This is a genomic window from Frankia nepalensis (assembly GCF_016786325.1).
In the GTDB taxonomy this organism is placed as follows: domain Bacteria; phylum Actinomycetota; class Actinomycetes; order Frankiales; family Frankiaceae; genus Pseudofrankia; species Pseudofrankia nepalensis.
This window is the reverse complement of sequence record NZ_JADWYU010000187.1, coordinates 1-20,396: the sequence shown is the minus strand read 5'-3', so window position 1 is coordinate 20,396 and position 20,396 is coordinate 1. Positions and strand designations below refer to the sequence as shown.

At 74.5% G+C, this 20,396-nt stretch carries 16 protein-coding genes; 10 read left to right on the top strand and 6 right to left on the bottom strand.

Annotated elements, in window-relative coordinates; all coding sequences use genetic code 11:
* The first annotated feature begins 278 nt into the window (after positions 1-278).
* Positions 279-1,262, top strand: coding sequence for a serine/threonine-protein kinase (locus tag I6A81_RS28265; protein WP_203000362.1), 984 nt, complete (start codon positions 279-281; stop codon positions 1,260-1,262).
* Between the two features lie 83 nt (positions 1,263-1,345).
* On the opposite strand, the gene I6A81_RS28260 is transcribed toward I6A81_RS28265, so the two are convergent.
* From I6A81_RS28260 to I6A81_RS28240, 5 genes are all read right to left on the bottom strand, one after another.
* Positions 1,346-3,577: an ABC transporter permease gene (locus I6A81_RS28260; RefSeq protein WP_203000363.1), complete on the bottom strand. Its 2,232-nt coding sequence runs from the start codon at positions 3,575-3,577 to the stop codon at positions 1,346-1,348.
* Complete coding sequence (locus tag I6A81_RS28255; protein ID WP_203000364.1) at positions 3,574-4,263, bottom strand: ABC transporter ATP-binding protein; 690 nt, start codon at positions 4,261-4,263, stop codon at positions 3,574-3,576. Before I6A81_RS28255 ends, I6A81_RS28260 begins: the two co-directional genes overlap by 4 nt.
* The gene (locus tag I6A81_RS28250; protein ID WP_203000365.1) at positions 4,260-4,784 is read right to left on the bottom strand and encodes a PadR family transcriptional regulator; all 525 of its coding nucleotides are present in this window, start codon (positions 4,782-4,784) and stop codon (positions 4,260-4,262) included. Before I6A81_RS28250 ends, I6A81_RS28255 begins: the two co-directional genes overlap by 4 nt.
* Before the next feature lie 150 nt (positions 4,785-4,934).
* Positions 4,935-5,702, bottom strand: coding sequence for an SDR family NAD(P)-dependent oxidoreductase (locus I6A81_RS28245; protein ID WP_203000366.1), 768 nt, complete (start codon positions 5,700-5,702; stop codon positions 4,935-4,937).
* A 10-nt stretch (positions 5,703-5,712) separates the two neighbouring features.
* The gene (locus I6A81_RS28240; protein ID WP_203000367.1) at positions 5,713-6,384 is read right to left on the bottom strand and encodes a MarR family winged helix-turn-helix transcriptional regulator; all 672 of its coding nucleotides are present in this window, start codon (positions 6,382-6,384) and stop codon (positions 5,713-5,715) included.
* Positions 6,385-6,778: 394 nt separating this feature from the next.
* Here I6A81_RS28240 and I6A81_RS28235 point away from each other — a divergent pair, with 394 nt between their 5' ends.
* Entirely contained in the window at positions 6,779-8,356 is a 1,578-nt protein-coding gene (locus I6A81_RS28235; RefSeq protein WP_307874974.1) for an MFS transporter, read from the top strand.
* An 81-nt stretch (positions 8,357-8,437) separates the two neighbouring features.
* On the opposite strand, the gene I6A81_RS28230 is transcribed toward I6A81_RS28235, so the two are convergent.
* Positions 8,438-9,430, bottom strand: a complete 993-nt coding sequence (locus tag I6A81_RS28230) for an oxygenase MpaB family protein (protein ID WP_307874973.1) — start codon at positions 9,428-9,430, stop codon at positions 8,438-8,440.
* Between the two features lie 320 nt (positions 9,431-9,750).
* On the opposite strand from I6A81_RS28230, the gene mptB reads away from it, so the two are divergent.
* From mptB to I6A81_RS28190, 8 genes are all read left to right on the top strand, one after another.
* A complete protein-coding gene (gene mptB, locus I6A81_RS28225; RefSeq protein WP_203000368.1) occupies positions 9,751-11,406 on the top strand; it encodes a polyprenol phosphomannose-dependent alpha 1,6 mannosyltransferase MptB in 1,656 nt (551 codons plus the stop codon).
* A 197-nt stretch (positions 11,407-11,603) separates the two neighbouring features.
* Entirely contained in the window at positions 11,604-12,953 is a 1,350-nt protein-coding gene (locus I6A81_RS28220; protein ID WP_203000370.1) for a galactokinase, read from the top strand.
* A gap of 965 nt (positions 12,954-13,918) precedes the next feature.
* Positions 13,919-15,499 carry an ATP-binding protein gene (locus I6A81_RS28215; protein WP_203000386.1) on the top strand — a complete coding sequence of 527 codons (1,581 nt, stop codon included), beginning with the start codon at positions 13,919-13,921 and terminating at the stop codon, positions 15,497-15,499.
* A 180-nt stretch (positions 15,500-15,679) separates the two neighbouring features.
* Positions 15,680-16,102 carry a roadblock/LC7 domain-containing protein gene (locus I6A81_RS28210; protein ID WP_407661398.1) on the top strand — a complete coding sequence of 141 codons (423 nt, stop codon included), beginning with the start codon at positions 15,680-15,682 and terminating at the stop codon, positions 16,100-16,102.
* Positions 16,099-16,473 carry a DUF742 domain-containing protein gene (locus I6A81_RS28205; protein WP_203000371.1) on the top strand — a complete coding sequence of 125 codons (375 nt, stop codon included), beginning with the start codon at positions 16,099-16,101 and terminating at the stop codon, positions 16,471-16,473. Before I6A81_RS28210 ends, I6A81_RS28205 begins: the two co-directional genes overlap by 4 nt.
* Complete coding sequence (locus I6A81_RS28200; protein ID WP_203000372.1) at positions 16,454-17,134, top strand: GTP-binding protein; 681 nt, start codon at positions 16,454-16,456, stop codon at positions 17,132-17,134. Before I6A81_RS28205 ends, I6A81_RS28200 begins: the two co-directional genes overlap by 20 nt.
* Positions 17,135-17,472: 338 nt before the next feature.
* Positions 17,473-18,732: a cytochrome P450 family protein gene (locus I6A81_RS28195; RefSeq protein ID WP_203000373.1), complete on the top strand. Its 1,260-nt coding sequence runs from the start codon at positions 17,473-17,475 to the stop codon at positions 18,730-18,732.
* Positions 18,733-19,075: 343 nt separating this feature from the next.
* Positions 19,076-20,323, top strand: coding sequence for a cytochrome P450 (locus I6A81_RS28190; protein ID WP_203000374.1), 1,248 nt, complete (start codon positions 19,076-19,078; stop codon positions 20,321-20,323).
* The last annotated feature ends 73 nt before the right edge of the window (positions 20,324-20,396 follow it).

Genomic DNA, 20,396 nt, shown 5'->3' with positions numbered 1-20,396 from the left:
CCGTCGGGTGCCAGCGGAGCCGGCCCGCGAGATCACGTGCTGGCGGGCCGTCCGGCGGGTACGAGACCGTCAGGCGTCCGCAGATCGCCGTTCGGGAGCGGGGCTCGCGGCCCGGCGCGACGATGCCGTGGCCGGCCGTTGTCGGTCGTTGTCGGTCGGATGCTGGGTGAGCGAGCGCCGATGGCACGAGACTCGGCGGAGCGATGTTCGTGGGATGGTAGGGAAGAGTTCGTTGGCATGGCGGTCCTGTGGGACCACGGCGGCGGAGGGACATTCTGGTGGAGCCGCTGCTGCCGTCCGACCCGGAGTCGGTGGGCCCGTACCTGCTCGTCGCCCGGCTGGGTGGGGGCGGGACCGGTCAGGTCTATCTTGCCCGGTCGGCGGGCGGGGAGCGCGTCGCGCTCAGGGTGATCAAGCGGGCCCTGCTGGTGGACGACGCCCGGTGGCGGCTGGCCGACGAGGTCCAGACGCTGTTCCGCGTCGTCGGCCCGCGCGCTGTCCGGCTCGACAACGCCGATCTGCACGACGACCCGCCCTGGCTGGCGGTCGAGTACGTCCCTGGCCGCTCGCTGGGTGAGCACGTGCTGCGCGACGGCCCGCTGGACGCGAAGCTGACCGCCGCGCTGGGAGTCATGCTGGCGGACGCGCTCGACGAGATCCACGGAGCCGGGACGCTGCACCGCGACCTGAAGCCGCGCAACGTCATCCTCGGCCCGGACGGGCCGAAGGTCGTCGACGCGGGGCTCGCCGTGCTGTGGGAGCCGTCTGGGCCGGCCTACCTGGCACCGGAGCAGGTGGCCGGCCGGGACGTCACGTCGGCGGCGGACGTCTATGCCCTGGGCGCGACCCTGGTGTACGCGGCGAGCGCGCACATCCTCTACCCGGACCGGGCCGCGTCCTCGCTGCTCGCGGCGATCGTCGACCCGTACAAGCCGCCGAACCTGTCCGGCGTCCCGGAGGAGCTGGTCAGCGCGCTCGCGGCGATGATCAACGCTGATCCGGCCGCGCGGCCGAGCGTCGACGACCTGCGCCGCCGGCTCGTCCGGCTCGCCGGTGGGCCGGAAGCGCTCGACGACCTGGGGCGCCGGCTCGTCGAAAGCACCTATGCCGAGCCCGAAGGCGCCTACGCCGAGTCTGACGGTCCCTGGGCCGAGGCCGGCGAGTCCGCCGAGGCCGGCGCCGCCGAGCGGGCGTCGTTCGACCCGGAGAGGACGGCGCCCATCGGCCCACCGGTCGATCCCCCGAGCCACGCGATCCGCTGACCCGCCCCGCCCCGCCCCGCCCGCCTCCGCCCCCGGCCCCGCCGGGGTTCTCGGCCGCCGGGGGCTGGCGGCGTTCGACGGCCTCAGCCGTTGCGGGCGGCGTCGGGGCCGGTGATCCGGCGGAGCAGGGGCAGGGTCGACGCGATGATCCCGAGGGAGGCGGCCAGACCGAGGCCGACGAGCGCGTAGTAGGTCGCGCCCGGCGACACCAGGTCGTAGCGCAGCTGCGATCGCAGGAACATGGCCGACGCGGCGAAGGCCGCCCCGATCGAGATCACGGCCACCGCGAGCAGCGGCAGGACGCTCTCCAGCCCGATCACGCGCCGCAGCATCGGCAGCGGGGCGCCGGCCAGCCGCAGCATCGCGAACGGCCGGCGGCGGTCGGACAGCCCGGCGACCACGCTCACCGCGAGGCCGCAGCCGGCGATCGGCAGGGTGGCCAGCAGCACCACGTTGGCCAGCTGCCGCCAGCCGGCCAGCGTCCGCTGCTGGTCGGAGGCCCAGTCGTCGACCGTCCGGGCCTGGAAGCGCGGGTAGGCGGTGGTGAGCAGCGTGCGGGTCTGCTCCATCGCCGCCGTCGACCCGTCGGTGGTCACGTAGAGCAGTTGCACGGGCAGGCCGCCGACCTCCTCCGGGCTGATCGCGGCGGCGGGCCACTCCACGTCCTCGTTCGACCGGAGGCTGAGGAAGTGGTGCGCCCAGACGGCCGCGACGCTCGCCCCGGCCGAGCAGTGACCCGCCACCGGAACCCGCGCCAGATCGGAGCAGAGCACGAGGCCAGGCGGCGGGAAATCCACGGGATCCGCCGGATCCCTGGCGCTCTCGTCGGTGTCGGCGTGGACCACCGTGAGGCCGCGGAAGCCCTCGACGGCGCGCAGGTCCGCGAGGAGCTGATCCGGTACCGCGTCGGCCAGCGGCGGCTCCTCGGGGAACCCGCCGACCGCCACCGCGGTCCGGGTCTGCTCGTCGCCGCCAAGCGTCCCACGGTTCGCGTTGATGGCGCCGATGATGCTGACCGTCGCCGTCACGACGAAGAGAGCCAGCACCAGGCCGCTGACCGAGCGGAACCCGGCCTTGGGGTCGTCCGCGAGCCGGCGCACCGCGATCAGGGTGGCAGGGCGGTTGGTGCGGCGGGCGACCGCGCGAGCGGCGGCCATGGTGAGCCACGGACCCGCGATCACCAGGCCCGCCATCACCAGCAGGAATCCCGGGAGGTAGGCCGCCAGCTGGCCGCCGCTGGTCGCCGGGCGGTGGCCGAGGAAGAGGGCGAGCTCGCCGAGGCCGGCCAGCAGCGGGGCCAGCCGCCAGGCCGATGGCGGGCGCGGGGTCACCCGGCGGGCCACGCCCAGCGGGGAGATGATCAGCCGGCGCAGGGCGAGCCGGGCCGCGACGGCCGCCGCGACCGGAACGCCCAGGGCCACCATCACCGCCTGAGTGGCGGTGAAGGTCAGGTCGGCGGCGAAGAAGCGGTCGCCGGTGAACGGGACCGTCGCCACCAGTGGGCGCAGCGCGAAGAAGAGCGCGAAGCCGAGGGCCGTGCCGGCGACCGCCGCCAGGCTGGACTCGACCGCCGAGATCACCGAGACCTGCCGGGGAGTGGCGCCGACCAGTCGCATCGCGGCGTACCGCTGTTCCCGCGTGGCGGCGGACAGCTGGGTCGCGGTGCCGATGAAGATCGCGACCGGGAAGATCATCGCGCCGGCCGCCACCGCGAGCAGCAGCGTCATGGCATCCCCGCGCACGCCGCTGCCCGGGCAGTCGCTGCCGCAGACGGGCGGCAGCGCGTCGGCGACGGTGGTGACGGCCCGCGCCCCTGGCGCGTCGCTGATCTCGGCCGGCGTCCGGCCGATCACGGCGATCAGCGCGTCGGGCGACGCGAGCGCGTCGTCGCCGATCGTGCCGGCGAGCCGGCCGGGGAGGCGGTCGGCCAGCTGGGTGGCCGGGGTCGCGCGCAGCAGTTCGGCGAGGGCTGGCGAGACGACGTACTCGCCGGGGGCCGGAAGCCGGTCGAGACCAGGCGGGACGGGGGCGGTCGGACCGGTCGCGGCGACGTCCACCTGGAGGATCTGCCGGCCGGCGTGGTAGTCGCTGTGGGCCCACCACCAGAGCGGGTCCACCGCCGCCGTCTCGGTCCTGCTGGCGGCGCCGGTGTTGAGCCACAGCTGCCGCTCGTTCGACCGGTCGACGGCGCCCAGGCTGGCGAGCGTGGACAGCAGCAGGCCGACCCCGAGGGCGACGGCGGCGGCGATCATGGCGAGCCGGGCGAGCGCCTCCCGGCCGCCGCTGGCGGCGAGCCGGAGCGCGAACGGGATCACGGGGCGGTCCTGGCGGGCACGAGTGTGCTCGTCCTGCCGTCGCGGACGATGGTCTGGCCGTCGGCGTAGGCCGCGACCCGCGGCTCGTGGGTGACCAGGATGACGGTCGTGCCCTGCTCGCGGGCCGCGTCCACCATCAGCTCCATCACCTGCTCGCCGGCGAGCGAGTCCAGCGCGCCCGTGGGCTCGTCGGCGAACAGCACCCTGGGACGGGTCACCAGGCCGCGGGCGAGCGCGACGCGCTGGGCCTGACCGCCCGACAGCTCCCCGGAGCGGCGCCGCTCCAGCCCGTCCAGGCCGAGCCGGGCGAACCAGGGCCGGGCCTCGGCGAGCGCGGCCGTCCGGCGGGTGCCGCCGAGCAGCAGCGGCAGGGCGACGTTCTCCTCGGCGGTCAGCTCGGGGACGAGCTGGCCGAACTGGAAGACGAAGCCGAACGTGTCGCGGCGCAGCACGCTGCGCCGCTCCTCGTTCAGCAGGTCGACGCGGCGGCCGTCGAAGCGCACCTCGCCGGAGTCGGGCGTGAGGATGCCGGCGAGGCAGTGCAGCAGGGTGGACTTGCCTGAGCCGCTCGGGCCCGTGATGGCGAGCACCTCGCCGGCCCCGGCGGACAGGCTGGCGCCGCGCAGGGCGGGGGTCTCGCCGAAGGCGAGCTTGAGGTCGCGGGCCTCGATCAGGGCCGTCGTCATCGGCGCACCGCCTCGGCGAGGGCGTCCAGGCGGGCGGTCGTCTGGTCGATCCAGCGCAGGTCGGCCTCCAGGTGGAACAGGCCGTGGTCGGCGAGCAGGGTGTCGACGAGCGGGCCGGCGCGGCGCAGGTCGGTCAGCTCGCGCATGCGCCGCAGGTGGGCGGCGCGCTGGGCGTCGAGGTAGCGCTGGGCGTCCCGGCCGAGCATCAGCGCCAGCACGATCTTGGTGAACAGCACCGTCTGCAGGTTGGGCTCGGGCGCCACCGGCTCGTCGAGCCAGGACTCGAACTCCGTCACGCCCGCCTCGGTGATGACGTAGCGCTTGCGCTCCGGTCCGTCGCCGGGCTCGCTCTCCCCGGCGATGATCTTTCCGTCCCGCGCCAGCCGGCCGAGGGTGCCGTAGACCTGGCCGTAGGGCAGCGGCTTGCCGCGGCTGAAGAAGGCGTCGTAGTCCCGCTTGAGGTCATAGCCGTGGCTCGGCTCCCGCTCCAGCAGGCCGAGCAGAGTCAGGGGAACGCTCATGAAGGGAGAATACCCTCAGAGTATACTTCGCGTATATACCTGGAGAGAATAATGGGCTGATCAACGACGCTGACGGTCGCCCGGCCTGGTGGGCGGGGCGACGGGGGGAGTCCCTACCGGCGGCTTCTTCTGGACGTCCGGTGGACCGTCTCAGGGGCCGGGCTGGTTGGTGGGGCGGATGAGGATCTCGTTGATGGCCGCGCGGCGCGGGCGGGTGACGATGTAGGCGATCGCGTCGGCGATGTCCTGGGCGTGCAGCATCTCCACGTTCGCGAACCGCTGCCGCGACACCTCGCGGATCTCCGGGCGCAGGTGGTCGGCGAGCTCCGTCTCGACGGCGCCCGGCTCGACGACCGAGATCCGCACGTGGCGCTCGGTGACCTCCTGACGCAGTGATTCGGTGAAGGCGTTCACCCCGTGCTTGGTCAGGTTGTAGACCCCGGAGAACGCCGCCGCCCGCCGGCCGGCCACCGAGCTGATGTTGACCAGGTCGGCGACCCGCCGCGGCTCGCCGGCGGCGGCCTCGACCAGGTGGGGCAGCGCGGCGTGGGCGACGTAGAGCAGGCCCTGCACGTTCAGCCGGACCATCCGGTCCCATTCCTCGGTGGGCGCGCCGAGGATGGGGCCGAGCAGCATCACGCCGGCGTTGTTGACCACCGTGTCGAGCCGGCCGAGCTCGGCGACGGTCCGCTCGACGGCGGCGACCGCCAGCGCCTGGTCGGTGACGTCGGCCTCGACCGTGATGGCCGCGGCGCCGGCGGCGGTGATCTCGGCGGCGAGCGCGTCGAGCCGGTCCTTGCGCCGGGCCACGAGCGCCACGGCGGCCCCCTGGCGCGCGAGCTCGCGGGCCGCCGCCTCGCCGATGCCGCTGCTCGCGCCGGTCACCAGCGCCACCGTGCCGTCCAGTCGCTCGCCCATGCGCGGCACCCTACGGGAAGGCGCGCAGCAGCGTCCGCAACATGTCGTCGAGGCTGGCGCGCTGCTCGGCGGTCAGCACGGCGCTGAACCGGTTGATGATCTGGGCGTGTTCGGTGATCGCGGCGTCGATGACGGCGCGGCCCTTGTCGGTGAGCCGGATGCGGAAGCTGCGCCGGTCGGCGGGGTCGAGGGTGCGCTCGACCAGGCCTGAGGCCTCCAGCCGGTCCAGCCGGTTGGTGATGCCGGCGCGTGACATCATCAGCAGCGCCGACAGCTGTGACGGGATGAGCGTGCACAGCGGCCCGGAGCGGCGCAGCGCCGCGAGCACGTCGAACTCGCCGGGGTTCAGACCGTGTCGGCGGAGCACCTGCTCGCCGGTCGTCGCGAGGTTCTTGGTCAGCCACTTCATCCGGGCGAAGCAGCTGAGGGCACCGAGGTCGATATCCGGGCGTTCCCGGCGCCAGCCCTCGATGAGCTCGTCGACCGGATCCGGTCCGTCTTCGGACGCGGTGCCCGTCGGGACCAGGCAGAAGTCGGTGAGCTGCGGCTCGTCGTCCGGGGTGGCCATGTCGTCGCCAGCCACGGCGCCGACGGCCGCGCCCCCAATGGTCAGCGCGTCGCCGCTGTCAGGGACGTCGTCCGTGTGGGGGGCCGGGGCGGCGCCGTGGGTGCGGCCGTTCATGACATGAGTGTAGTTGATCACGGTAGTTCGATGCCACTTCAGTTCGATGCCGTACTATCTGGAGGTGAACTAACTGCCTCCCTGACCCGACGGCGGTCGGCGGCCCATGACCCGGCGTCCGCCTCCGACCATTGACAACCCCCGATGTCCACGGCGGCATTCCAGGACTCGGTGTCGCGCGCCGGCCGGCTGACGCGCGCGCCAGCCCGAGACGCCACGGGCCACGGCCGCGGGTACGCCGCGCGGCCGCGGGCCCGCGGCCGAGACGGCCCCAACGGGTCGCCCGCGGGTCGAGGTCCCGATCCGCGAGAGCCCCCGCCCCGGCCGAGAAGACGCGACGAAGCTCTTCCGCGCGCCTCCGGAGCCTCCCCAGAGACGAAGACACGGAGACACAGTGACCACAACCACCGACGTCACACCGTCGGACGACGCTGGCGACCAGGGGAGCGCCGCGGCGATGATTCCGGCCCAGTCCGGGGCGGCCACCGCGCCGCCATCGACCGGCGAGGCGCGGGCACACGGGACGGACACCGAGCCCGACCCGCGCCGCTGGCTCGCGCTCGCCGTCATCGCCGTCGCCCAGCTCATGGTCGTGCTCGACGGCTCGATCGTGACGCTCGCGCTCCCGCACGCGCAGGCCGCGCTGGACATCTCCACCGCCGACCGGCAGTGGGTCATGACCGCCTACACGCTCGCCTTCGGCGGTCTGCTGCTTCTCGGTGGGCGGATCGCCGACTTCGCCGGGCGCAAGCGGGCGTTCATCTGGGGCCTGGTCGGCTTCGCCGGCGCCTCGGCGCTCGGCGGGTTCACCCCGAACGCCGAGGGGCTGTTCGCCGCCCGCGCGCTGCAGGGCGCCTGCGCCGCGGTGCTCGCGCCGGCCGCGCTCTCGCTCATCACGGTCACGTTCACCGACGGCAAGGAGCGCGCCCGCGCGTTCGGCGTCTACGGCGGCATCTCCGGCGGCGGCGCCGCGATCGGCCTGATCGTCGGCGGCCTGCTCACGGAGTACGCGTCCTGGCGCTGGTGCCTGTTCGTCAACGTGCCGATCGCGCTGGTCACGGCGGTCGCCGCGATCTCGGTCGTGCGCGAGAGCCGCGCCGAGGGCAAGCCGAGCTACGACATCCCGGGCGCGGCAACGATCACCCTCGGTCTGGTCGCCCTGGTGTACGGGTTCACCCGGGCGGCCGACGACGGCTGGGGCGCTCCCGTCACCGTCTCGCTGCTGGTGGCGGCGGTGGTGCTGGTCGTGGCGTTCGTCGTGATCGAGCTGCGCACGAAGGCGCCGCTGCTGCCGATGCGCGTGGTGCTCGATCGCAACCGCGGCGGCGCGTTCCTCTCCTCGTTGTTCTTCGGCGCGGCCCTGCTGGCGATGTTCCTGTTCATGACGTTCTACTTCCAGCAGACGCTGCACTACAGCGCGCTGCGCAGCGGGTTCGCCTTCCTGCCGTTCAGCGCGGGGATCGTGGTCGGTGCGGGGATGGCGAGCCAGCTGCTGCCGCGTTTCGGCCCGAAGCTGCTCATGGTCGTCGGCAGCGCGCTCGCCGTGGTCGGCCTGCTGCTGCTCACCCAGGTCGGGCTGGACACCGGCTATGCCTCGCACGTCCTGCCGGCGGAGATCCTGATCAGCTTTGGCATGGGCCTGGCGTTCGTGCCGATGTCGAGCGTGTCGCTGATCGGCGTGGCGGAGCACGACGCCGGTGTCGCGAGCGCGCTGGCGAACACCACCCAGCAGGTGGGCGGCTCGCTGGGCATCGCGCTGCTCAACACCGTGTACGCGACGGTCGTGACGAACTACCTGGGCGACCACGGCTTCGGCCCCGCCGCCGAGGCACAGTCCCAGATCGAGGGCTACACCGTCTCGTTCGCCTGGAGCGCGGGGCTCATGGCGGTCGCGCTGGTCGTCGTCCTCATCCTGGTCAGGGCGAAGAAGTCGGACGTGGCCGCGACCGGCGCCCCCGTCCACGTCGGCTGAGCGAGGTTGGTCGGCTGAGCGCGGTAGTGGGCTGAGCTCAGGTAGTCGGCTGAGCGCGGGTAGGGCCAGCGGCTGGGGAGGTCAGACCAGCCGCTGGCCCAGCCGGCGGCGCAGGCGCATGTCCGCGAGCACCAGGTTGTAAGGAAAGAGCCGCGCCCACCGGGGCAGGCGGCGCAGAGCAGAGCCGGTCCGGCGCAGCAGCCGGTCGAACCGCGCCTGGTCGGCCGCCGACCAGGCCAGCCCCAGCTCCTCGCGAAACCGCGGGGGCAGGAACCCGGTCGTCACGAACACCAGCGGGCCGGCCGGGCCCAGGTGGAACGGGAAGCGCAGCGAGCGGCGGGTCACCAGGTCGTGCAGGTAGGCGCGCACGGTCGGGTCGACCGCGACCCGCTCCAGCGCCGCCTCCCAGTACAGGTCGAACGCGGCCCGGTCCGCTGGCCACATCTCAGGGCGCACCTGCAGCGTCGTGCCGAACCGGGCGGCGTGCCGGTAGAAGGCGTCCGCGGCCGTCGGCTCCATCGGCCCGTACAGCCGGGTGTAGACGTCGGCCGCTCCCCAGTACATGCAGGCCGCGACCCACAGCTGCAGGTCCGGCCGCATCGCGTGGTAGCGGACGGGGCTCGCGGCGGTGGACTGGACCCGCCGGTGCGCGGCGGTCACCGCGGCCCGGTAGCGCGCCCGCTCCTCGTCGGTGCCCAGCATGGCCACGGCGATGTAGGTGAACGTCGTGCGCGTCCGCTTGTACGGATGACGGGTCAGCTGCCCGCCCGTCACCCGGCTCTCCACCACGCCGTGGCCGATGGGTGCCCAGCTCAGCTGCATGACGACGTTGGCGAACCCGGCGAGGAAGGCGCCAGCGCCTGGCAGGTAGTCCCGTGCGTCGAACCTGGCGGTGTCGAACCTGGCGGTGTCGAACCCGGCCGTGTCGGACTCGGCGACGTCGGACTCGGCGGGGTTGATCTCCGTGGGACGAGGGCTGTCCGGGGAGTCGGAGGGCGGACGGCTGAAGGGAAGAGGGTTCCTGGAGGACGGGAGCCCTGAGGTCTCCGTGGCGGTCGAGGCCGTCGTCGTCACCGTGCCTCCGTTCTCCGTCGGGCGTGCCGGACTCCGCGCCGCGCTCCTGGGACCTTGGAAGGCGCCCAGCTGGCGTGGGGAGCTCCGTACGTAGGGTAGGCGAAACTCCGGAAGCCCAATTCCTGTTCGTGGCGGCCGTCGCTGTGATCATGCGGATGACCGCCGTCCGTGCCCGGCCAGCGACCTGCCGTCCGGACACGGCGCCCGGCCGTGACCGGCCGAACCGGCCGCGCGAGGTAGCGCATGGCCGCTGGCTGTTCATCCGGCGGATTCCCGGCCGGCGACTCGCCGTGCGGCACGGCTGGCAGGCTCACGGCGTCATGACAAGCGAGAGGCCGGCGACCGGCGGACGCGACGACCTTCCCGGCGGCCCGGAGGACGACACGGCCCTGGCGTCCGCGGGCGGCGCCCCGGCGGAAGCCGTCCCCGAGCCCCGTGACGCCGCCCCCGAGTCCGGCGAGCCCCAGCGGAGCGCGGCGGCGCGCCGGCGCGGGCTGCGGCGCGCCACCGGGCTGGTGGTCGCGGGCGTCGCGGGCACGGTGGGCACCACCCTCGTCGTCGCCACCGGCGGCCGGCTGGCGCAGGGCCCGGTGGTGAAGCCGCCGACGACGTGGTTCGGGCTGCTCGACCCGGTCGCGACCAACGAGCCGTCCGTGCTGCCGGCCGTGCTGCTCGTCGGCGCGGCGCTGCTCGTCGGCGCCTGGTGGTGGGTGTGCCGGCGCAGCCAGCAGGGGCAGCTGTCGCTGCGCGGCGTCGCCGTCCTGGTCACCAGCTGGTCGGCCGCGCCGCTGGTAGGGCCGCCGATCCTCAGCCTGGACGTCTACAGCTACGTCGCCCAGGGCGTGATGGCCTCCATGGGCCTGAACCCCTACACCGCGGGCCCGTCGCTGCTCGGCGCGCACCCCGCGGCGCTGGCCGCCGACCCGGTCTGGCGGGACACGCCGTCCCCCTATGGGCCGGTGGGCCTGGGGCTGTTCCGCGCGGTGACCAGCCTGACCGACGGCCATGTCGTGCTCTCGGTGATCGTGCTGCGCGTCATCGTCGCCATCGCCGTGGCGGTGTTGGCCTGGTGCCTGATCCGGGCGGTGCCGGCGGCGAGCCGCCCATGGGCGCTGGCCGCCGGGGTGGGCGGTCCGGTCGTGCTGCTGCAGCTGATCGGCGCGGTGCACCTGGAAGCGGTGATGATGGCGCTCGCCGCGGCGGGTCTGCTGGCCGCGCTGCGTGGGCGGACGGCCGTCGGGCTGGCGCTGCTCACCGCCTCGGCGCTGACCAAGTGGCCGGCCGCGGTGATCCTGATGGTGCTACTGGTGCGTCGCTGGGCCGACCTGGTCGCCGACGGCGAGCCCGGGGTCGCCCGGCGCGTGCTCTCGGTCGCGGGCCGTGACCTGGCGGTGGTCGCGGTGACGGCGGCGGCCCTGTCGCTGCTGCTGGTCCCGGACGGCATCGGCTGGGTGCGCGCCTCGTCGGCCCCGTCGCTGGGCCTCAACCTCTACTCGCCGGTCTCCGCGGCCGCGAACCTGCTCGCCATGCTGTCCGGGGAACCGGGCCCGGCGCTGCAGGGCAGCGAGTCGCTGCGGCTGGCCCGCGCCGGCGGGATGACGGCCGCCGCGGCGCTGATCGGCTGGCTGCTCCTCACGATCCGGACCCGTGACGTGCCCACCACCTGTGGGCTGGCGCTGCTGTGCCTGGCGTTCCTCGGACCGGTGCTGCACCCGTGGTACCTGGTCTGGGGCATGATTCCCCTGGCGATGGCCAGGGGGGTGCGTGCCCAGCGGGCACTTCTCGCGGTGGGAGCCGTCGGCGCGTTCCTGTCCGTCCCGCATCCCGAGGCGCTGTTCGTCGGCGCTCCGGCGGTGACGGCCTGGTTCATGCGTGAGGGTCCGGTGGTGCTGGTCGGCATCGCGCTGGGCGCCGCCGTCGCGCTCGTCGTCGGGCGGCGTCGCCGTGGCCGGGAGGCGGAGCAGGAACCGGCCTGATCGGCGGGTGCCGGTAGCGTGCCGACCGGACGGCGGCGCGCGACGACGGGCCGCGGCCTCCGGCCGACGAGCCGACAAGCCGACAAGCCGACGAGCCGACGAGGAGCCACGGCCTCCGGCCGGCGGCGGGGCGCGCCCGGCACCGGCGGCGCGGCGGCCAACTGGATCGTGACGGCGATGTCAGGCGTTGCCTGAACATGACGGATGGGTTTGCGCGCGGCACGGCCGGGGCCGACGGCCGCGCGGGCCGGCGCACCGGTGAACCGGCGGGCGCGCGGACGGAGGTCGGGCTGATGGAGTCGGCGCGGCCTGGCGGGTCCGAGGAGCCCGCGGGCCCGGCCAGGCGTCCCCGGATGCGTCGCGGCGCGCGCCGCCGCGGGCGTGGGCCGGCGACGGCGGCGGCGTTCGCCCCAGGCCGGGTCAACCTGGTCGGCGAGCACACGGACTACAACGACGGCCTGTGCCTGCCGTTCGCGATAGGGCTGGGAGTCACCGTGCGGGTGTGGCCGGCGGCGGACGACCTGATACGGGTGCACGCCGTCGACATCGGCTCGCATGACGTCTTCGTCCCCGCCGAGCCGGCGCGCGCCGAAGGCTGGCGCTCGTTCGCGCGTGGCGTCGTCGCCGAGCTCACCGCCGCGGGCTACCCGATCCGCCCGGCCCGGCTCTCCGTCAGCGGCACGCTGCCGCGCGGCGCCGGGCTGTCGTCGTCGGCGGCGCTGGAGGTGGCCCTCGCCCTCGCGCTGCTGGCGCACAGCGGGCACGGCGAGCCGGACCGGCGCGAGCTCGCCCCTCTGCTGTCCCGGGTGGAGAACACCTGGGTGGGTGCGCACACCGGGCTGCTGGACCAGACGGCGTCGCTGTTCGGCCAGCCGGGCCACGCGCTGCGCCTGGACATGCGCGTCCTGGGGGCCGGGCCCGAGGCGACGCCGGACACGCCCGTCCCCCCGGGGGCGACCGCGCGGCCGCCCGCGGGGCGCGCCGTGCCGCGCCCGCCGGGCCGGTGGCACACCGGGTCCCCTGGCCGGCCGGTGGCCGGCATCGAGCCCGTGCGCCTGGACCTGGGCCGCTGGCGGCTGGTGACGGTGGACTCCGGCGCGCGGCACACGAACGCGGCCTCCGGCTACAACACCCGCCGGTCCGAGTGCGCTCATGCCCGCGAGCTGCTCGGGGTCGCCTCGCTGCGCGACGCGCCCCCGGACGCCCCTGGCCGGCTGCCCGAGCCGTTGGGCCGACGGGTCCGCCATGTGCTGGACGAGAACGAGCGGGTGAACCAGGCGGTCGCCGCGCTGCGCGCCGGCGACCTGCCCGCGCTCGGGCGGATCCTCGACGCGTCGCACGCGAGCCTGCGTGACCTCTACGAGGTGTCGGTGCCGGAGGTGGAGGAGACGGTGGCCCGGCTGACCGGCGCCGGCGCCGCCGGCGCGCGGCTGGTCGGCGGCGGGTTCGGCGGGTCGGTGCTCGCGTTGTTCCCGCCCGGACGGCGTCCGCCGGCGGACGCCGTCCGGGTCGGCCCCGGGGGGCCCGGCCGGCTGGTCAGGCGCTGACCGGCCCGCTCGGCGGAGACCAGAGCGGGACAGGGACGGGATGTGACGTCGCTCACGGACCACGCAACGCATCGCAATCGGAGGCACTCCGGACGCCGCGCGCGGGGGTCTTTCCGACTGGCCGTGTGGGTAATGGGCCGGCCGGGCGCCGCCGTGACGCCGCGAGGCCGTGCCGCGACCGCCGGTATGTGGGCCGTGGGGTCCGTGTCCCCTCGGCGTCGTCCCAAGCCAGGACCTAGGTCCCGAGGTGTCGACCGCCTGTGGCCCGGCAATGCGGCCGGCGCGCCGAAATGTCCGGATGCGCCCGTGTGTCCGTAGTCGCGTGACGATTCTGGGCCTGGGCGCCTGATGTTCAGAGTAACCGGGCCGCTATTACAGGTTGCCATATCCGGGGCGGGCGCGGGCCCCGCCCCCGCCGCCGGATAAACGCGACACCCATCGTTGTGACAACGTCGCCCCATCTGGCTCTCTCGGCCACCGTCGCCGTCGGGCGCAAAGGCGGCTGTTTGCGTGCGGCTCCCGCGATCTGCCTAGCATGCGGTTCGCGGTCGGTTCGCCTGAGCCATGCCCACGCGGCCGACTGGATTCATCGGTGGCCGACGGGGGATCGGGGAGCGGCGTGGTGTCGGGATTGGCCTCGCGATGTGGCCCGAATGGGCGCCGCATTCCGGGAGGCGCGTGCCCGAGGCCCTCGTCGGCGACTGCCGCGCGCCATTCACGGCCCGCGTTGACCGCGTCGGCCGCGGCTACTTCCCCGCTCGCGCTGGCGCGCCCACCGGGCGTGATGGATTCACCGCCACCCACGTCCGCAATGTTGAATCACGCGAGATTGTTCACCGGCCCCTTTGACGTGGCCGGTCCCGCCGCCCGCCTCGCCGGTCCCGCCGGCGGGCCGGGCACGGGACGGGTGGAGCCGTGACGACGACATTGACCGTGACCACGACCTGGACGAGGAACTGATCGCGATGGCCCCACCGCCCACGTCCGCTTCCCGGCGGGCGGACAACCTACCGGCCGGCGCGGCCGCCACCGGGCCGCCGGACCGGGGCGCGAACCGCAACGTGCTGCTCGCCGCGACGCTGGTCGTCGCGGTCGCGGCCCTCTGCGCGGTCGTCGCCGCCCCGGCCTCGGCGCGGTCGTCGGTCGGCGCGGCGGTCGTCGTCGGGCTGCTCGCCGCGGCCGTGATCGCCTTCCTGGCGATCCGCCAGGCGGTGAGCGCCCAGCGGCTGGCCGACCGGCTCGCGGTGCTCGACGCCCAGGCCTCGCGCCGGGCGGCCGGCATCGAGCAGCTGGCCGAGGACACCCTGCCGAAGGTGGTCACCCAGCTGCGCGACGGCATCTCCGTCGACGAGGCGCTGGCGAGCGTGCCGGCTCCGGTCGATCCGTCCGAGCAGCGGATCATGCGCACGCTCGCCGAGGAGGTCGGCCGCGGCGAGCGGATGCGCGCGGCCGCCATGGCCGCGTGCGCGAACGCCGCCGGCCGGGTGCAGGCGCTGGCGACCAGCATGCTCGCGGACCTGCGCGAGATGGAGGAGCGGCACGGCGAGGAGGTCCTCGGCGACCTGCTGCGCCTGGACCACAGCACCGCGCAGGCCGGCCGGCTCGCCGACTCCATCGCGGTGCTCACCGGCGCCCGTTCCGGGCGGCGCTGGACCAAGCCGATCGTGATGGAGAGCATCCTGCGCGGCGCGCTCGGCCGGATCAGCGCCTACCAGCGGGTGCGGCTGCACTCGACGAGCACCATCGCGGTCGCCGGGTACGCGGCCGAGGGCGTGATGCACGCGCTGGCCGAGCTGATGGACAACGCCACCAGCTTCTCGCCGCCGTCCGAGGAGGTGCACGTCTACGTCGAGGAGGTCCAGGCCGGCGTCATCGTCACCATCGAGGACGGCGGGCTGGTCATGGGCCCGGCGGCGCTGCGCCGGGCGGAGCGGGCGGTCTCCACCACCGAGCCGCTCGACCTGACCACGCTGTCCGGCACCCGTCTTGGCCTGGCGGTCGTCGGTGTGCTGGCCCGTAAGCACGGGCTGACGGTCTCGTTCCGGCCGTCGTCGCGCGGCGGCACCGGCGTCGTGGTGATCATCCCGCGCCAGCTGATCACCCAGCCGCGCCAGGAGGGCGCGCCGCCGGGTGTCGCCGCGCCGTCCGCGGGCGCGTACCCCCGTGTGGCCAGCCCGGAGGCGGCCGGCGGCGAGCGGCCCGAGCGTAGGGAGGACGAGGCGGTGCTGCCTGCGCGCGTCGGCGCCGTGGCCCGGCTCGGGCCGGCGGAGCCGCTGCCGAAGCGGGGACGAGGGGAGACGCTCGCCAGCTCGAACCGCCCGCCCGCGGGACTCGAGGCCGGCGCGGGCGGGACGGCGCGTCCCGGCCGTCCCGCCGTGTCGCCCGGCGCCCGTTTCGGCGCCTTCCAACAGGCCGCCGCCCGGGTCAGGTCCGGCGACACCGGCGGTGGCCCCGCCGGCGGCCCCGGTGGCGGCGCTGACCCGAGCCCGCCCGCGCGGGCGGACGAGGCCGCGGGCGGCGCGAGCGGCGAGGAGCCGCGGCGGTGACCCGTCAGGCCACGCACTCCCGGCCGGCCGCGCCGGCCTGACCGGCCAGGGCCGGCCGAGCCGGTCGCCCGTGGCCCCGTCCGGCGCCCACCGCGCCGCCGGACCCCGATTCCCGGACCCAGATGGGAGGCAGGGATCAACCGTCCGAGGGAGCCCCCGCGGACCAGGTCCCACAACCTGATGATGAAGACCAACGACCGCGAGCTCGACTGGCTGCTGGAAAGCCTCCTGGAGCGCACGCCGGGTGCGCGGCACGCGCTCGTGCTGTCGCGGGACGGGCTGAAGCTGTGCCGGTCCGCCGGGCTCACCGTCGACCAGGCCGACCAGCTGTCGGCCATCGCGTCCGGCATCCAGAGCCTTGCCCACGGCGCGTCGATCGAGTTCGGCGACGGGACCGGCGGGGTCCGCCAGTCCATGACCGAGTTCCACGGCGGCCTCCTGTTCATCGTCGAGGCCGGCGAGGGCGCCCATCTCGCCGTCATCGCCGATGAGGACGCCGACGCCGGCGTGATCGGTCACAACATGAACGAGCTGGTCGAACAGATCGGCGAGTACCTCAGCTCGCCGGCGCGTGATCCCCGCGCGGTGGTGGCCTCGACGTGAGCCGCGACGAGATCGACCGGGAGAACCCGGACCGGCTCTACACGATCACCGGCGGACGCAGCCGGGTCGACGCGGACGCCTTCGACCTCGTGACGCTCGTGGTCGCGGAATGCGACCCCACACCGGCGATGCAGTCCGAGCACGCCAGGATCCTGCGGTTCTGCCGTTCTCCGCGCGCCGTGGTCGAGGTGTCCGCGCACCTGCGGCTGCCGGTGAGCGTCACCAGGATCCTGCTGTGCGACCTGCTCGACGCCGGGCGCATCATGGTCCGCCAGCCGGCCAGGTCGGCCCCGCGGCGCTCGCAGCCCGGCAATCCCTACGCCCACCCCGACCTGCTGAAAGAGGTGCTCGTTGGACTCCGCCGCCTCTAGAGGGGCCATCCGCCCCCCGGCCGGGGCCGTCGGCGCCGCGCGGCCCGGCGCGGGCGTCCCGGTGACGGTCGCGCCGCTGCGCGACTCCGTCCGCGAAGGCCTGAAGATCGTCGTTGTCGGCGGGTTCGGCGTCGGCAAGACGACCATGGTGCGCTCCGTCAGCGAGATCCGCCCGCTGTCCACCGAGGAGGTCATGACGGAGGCCGGCGTCGGCATCGACGACACGGTCGGCGTGCGGGGCAAGAACACCACCACGGTCGCGTTCGACTTCGGCCGGATCAGCCTCAACGACGATCTCGTGCTCTACCTGTTCGGCGCGCCCGGCCAGGAACGGTTCTGGTTCCTGTGGGACCGGCTGTTCTCGGGCACCCTTGGCGCGGTCGTCCTGGTCGACACCCGCCGGGTGCAGGACTCCTGGTACGCGATCGACCGCCTCGAGCACCAGCAGGTGCCCTTCGTGGTCGCCCGCAACAACTTCGGCCCGCCGACCCACTCGCTGGCGCAGGTGCGCGACGCGCTCTCGCTGAGCCCGGAGGTGCCGCTGGTCGACTGCGACGCCCGGCACCGGGAGTCCAGCAAGTCGGTGCTCATCGAGCTCGTCAACCACGTCCACACCCTGTCCACCGCCGCCTACCGCGCCATGGCGGGGCGCCCGGGGTGATTCGGGCGCCTCGCGGCCCGATCCAGGTGCATGACCCAGGCGAACGACGCCGCAGACCGGCGCGGGCGTCTGGGATCCCATCCCCAGGACCGGCCACGGGCGAGCAGGAAGCCACGCCGTGATCCGCGGCTGACCCCCGGCCGCGCGATGGCCCTCGCCCGGAGCACTGCACGGCGGCATCGTCGTCGCCGTTGCCCGTCCTGCGGCCGGCACCTTTCGTGGTTGTCCCTCGTGGCGCGTCTGGCCCGTCCGCGCCGTCGTCCCCTTTCGCCGGTGATGACGCCAGGGCTTCGGCCCCGCCTCACCACCCGACGGGCTTGCCCACAGCAGGAGACCCGATGACTGATCTGGACGCGACTCCCCTGACGGCCGCGGCCGCCGCGCTGCCGACCCGCTACCCGGCGCACGTCGGCGCCGTCCGGCTGTTCGGGCACGAGTTCCACCGGGACGCCGCCGGGGTCTTCCGCCGGCTGCGGGCCCAGCACGGCTCGGTGGCGCCGGCGCTGCTCGACGGTGACATCCCGGTGTGGATCGCGCTCGGGTACCGGGACGTGCACCACGTCCTGACCAAGCCGGACCTGTTCGACCGGGACTCCTCCCGGTGGAACGCCATGGACCTCGTCCCGCCGGACTGGCCGCAGTTGTGGCTTCTCGGCGGCAACGACTCGGTGGTCACGGCGGGCGGCGAGGAGCACGCGGCCCGCTCGGCCGTCGTGCACGACGCGCTGGCGGGCGTCGACGGGCTCGAGCTGCGGGCGCGGTGCGAGCGGATCGCCGACCAGCTGATCGACGAGTTTGCCCGCTTCGGCGAGGCGGAACTCATGAGCCAGTTCGTCCTGCGGCTGCCGGGCATGGCGCTGGCCGGGCTGCTCGGCATCCCGTTCCGGGAGGTCCCGGGGATGGTGCGCGATCTCGCGACCACCATGGAGCACGTGGAGGGCTCGCTGGAGGCCCACGCCCGGATGACGGGCGGCCTGCGGCGGCTGGTGCGGGAGCGGCTCGACGCGCCCACCTTCGACCTGACCTCCCGGATGGTGCATCACCCGCTGGCGCCCACCGAGGACCGGCTCGTCGAGGACCTGTCGATCGTGCTCCTGGGCGGCGGGCAGCCAACGGCGCACTGGATCGGGAACACCCTGCGGCTGCTGCTGTCGGACGCCCGGTTTGCGACAAGGCTCGCGGGCGGGCGGCGCAGCGTCGGGCAGGCGATGGGGGAGGTGCTCTGGGAGGACCCGCCGGTCGAGATCCTGAGCGTGCGGTTCGCGGTCCGCGTCACCCAGCTGGGGACGTGGCGGATCCAGCCCGGAGACCTGGTGATGCTCGGCATCGCGGCGTCGAACGCCGACCCGCAGATCCGCCCGGACCTGTCCGCCGGCGCCGGCGGCAACCAGGCGCACCTGTCGTTCGGCCACGGCCCGCACCGCTGCCCGTTCCCCGCGCAGGAGCTGGCGGAGGTCATCGCCGAGACGGCCATCGAGGTGCTGCTCGACCGCCTGCCGGACCTCACCCTCGCGGTGCCGGCGGACAAGCTGCGCTGGCGGGAGTCGGTGTGGATCCGCGGCCTCTCCGAACTCCCCGTCGTCTTTACCCCTGCCTAGGGCGCCTGCATGCCGGGAGTCGTAAGCCCGTGTTCGTAGGCGAACACGACGAGCTGGGCGCGGTCTTCGCACCGGGCCGACCACCGGCGCCCACGGCGCGACGGCGAGGTACTCGGGGCGAACCCAGAGCCACTCGCCGCCGCGGCCACGGTCGGGTGCCGCGGCATGCGCTCCCGGTGGCCGTCGGACCGCCCGACGTGCACCACTTCCTGTGACACCCGCGAGGTGGCGCGCCCACAGGCCCGTCCGCGCCGCCGCAGCCTCCGCGAACGGTCCGCCGCCGGCCCAGCGACGGCTGGCGAGACTCGGTTGATGACGGGCCCTTGAGAACAGGGGAGACCCGATGACCGATCTGACCACGGAGCAGCGGCAGGCGTTCGCCTTGGCCAGCCGCTACCCGGCGCACGTGGACGCCGCCCGGCTCTACGGCGAGGAGTTCCACCGGGACGCGGCCGGGCTCTTCCGCGCGCTGCGGGCCCGGCACGGCGCGGTGGCCCCGGCGCTGCTCGAGGGCGACCTCCCGGTCTGGCTCGTGCTCGGCTATCGGGAGATGCACTACGTCCTCACCCGCCCGGAGCTGTTCGACCGGCGCACGCCGTGGAACGCGCTGGACCTCATCCCGCCGGACTGGTCGCTGCAGTGGATCCTCGCCACCGAGTCGGTCATGCGATCGGGCGGCGAGGAGCACGAGCGCCGCTCGACCGTGCTGCACGACGCGCTGGCCGCCGTCAACCAGTTCGAGCTGCGGGCGCGCTGCGAGCGGATCGCCGACGCGCTGATCGACGAGTTCGCCGCGGTCGGCCACGCGGAGCTGATGAGCCAGTTCGCCCAGCAGATGCCCGTGCGCGTGGTGGCCTGGATGCTGGGGTTCCCGCTGGCGGAGGGGCCGGCCGTGGTGCGCGACCTCCTCATCCTGATGGACTACACGGCCGAGGCGCCGGCCGCCTACGGGCGGCTGCTCGCCCGCATGCATGACCTGATCCGGCAGCGGCGCGAATGGCCGACGTTCGACGTCGCCTCCCGGATGGTCCACCACCCCCTGGCCGCGCCGGACGACCAGCTGGTCGAGGACATGCAGTACGTGGTCAGCGGCGGGCAGCAGCCGACGGCGTACTGGATCGGCAACACGCTGCGGCTGCTGCTCACCGACACCCGGTTCGCCATGACACTTGCCGGCGGGCGGCGCAGTGTCGGGCAGGCGATGGGGGAGGTCCTCTGGGAGGACCCGCCGCTGGCGAACCTGAGCGCGTACTGGGCCGCCCGCGCCTGCCAGATGGGGGGCTACCAGGTCCAGGCCGGTGACATGCTGGTGCTCGGCATCGCGGCGGCGCATACCGATCCGCACATCCGCCCGGACCAGACAACCGGCGCCGGTGGGAACCAGGCGCACCTGGCGTTCGGCCACGGCACGCACCGCTGCCCGTTCCCGGCACAGGAACTGGCCGAGGTCATCGCCGAGACCGCGATCGAGGTGCTGCTCGACCGGCTGCCAGACCTGAGCCTGGCCGTGCCCGCCGACAAGCTGCGGTGGGAGGAGTCGGTCTGGTTCCGGGGCCTGACGGGCCTGCCCGTCGTCTTCACCCCCGCCTAGTCGCTGGTTGGTCAGGTTGGGGTGGCTAGTGGGCGGGAGTGGCTCACGTGGTCAAGCAGGGCTGCCAGTTCCG

Bases quoted from the DNA above. Each gene is read 5' to 3' on its own strand.
- I6A81_RS28245 (WP_203000366.1), bottom strand. From the start codon at position 5,702: ATGGGCGAGCGACTGGACGGCACGGTGGCGCTGGTGACCGGCGCGAGC.
- I6A81_RS28195 (WP_203000373.1), top strand. From the start codon at position 17,473: ATGACTGATCTGGACGCGACTCCCCTGACGGCCGCGGCCGCCGCGCTG.
- I6A81_RS28215 (WP_203000386.1), top strand. From the start codon at position 13,919: ATGGCCCCACCGCCCACGTCCGCTTCCCGGCGGGCGGACAACCTACCG.
- I6A81_RS28250 (WP_203000365.1), bottom strand. From the start codon at position 4,784: ATGAGCGTTCCCCTGACTCTGCTCGGCCTGCTGGAGCGGGAGCCGAGC.
- I6A81_RS28190 (WP_203000374.1), top strand. From the start codon at position 19,076: ATGACCGATCTGACCACGGAGCAGCGGCAGGCGTTCGCCTTGGCCAGC.
- mptB (WP_203000368.1), top strand. From the start codon at position 9,751: ATGACAAGCGAGAGGCCGGCGACCGGCGGACGCGACGACCTTCCCGGC.
- I6A81_RS28220 (WP_203000370.1), top strand. From the start codon at position 11,604: ATGACGGATGGGTTTGCGCGCGGCACGGCCGGGGCCGACGGCCGCGCG.
- I6A81_RS28210 (WP_407661398.1), top strand. From the start codon at position 15,680: ATGATGAAGACCAACGACCGCGAGCTCGACTGGCTGCTGGAAAGCCTC.
- I6A81_RS28255 (WP_203000364.1), bottom strand. From the start codon at position 4,263: ATGACGACGGCCCTGATCGAGGCCCGCGACCTCAAGCTCGCCTTCGGC.
- I6A81_RS28240 (WP_203000367.1), bottom strand. From the start codon at position 6,384: ATGAACGGCCGCACCCACGGCGCCGCCCCGGCCCCCCACACGGACGAC.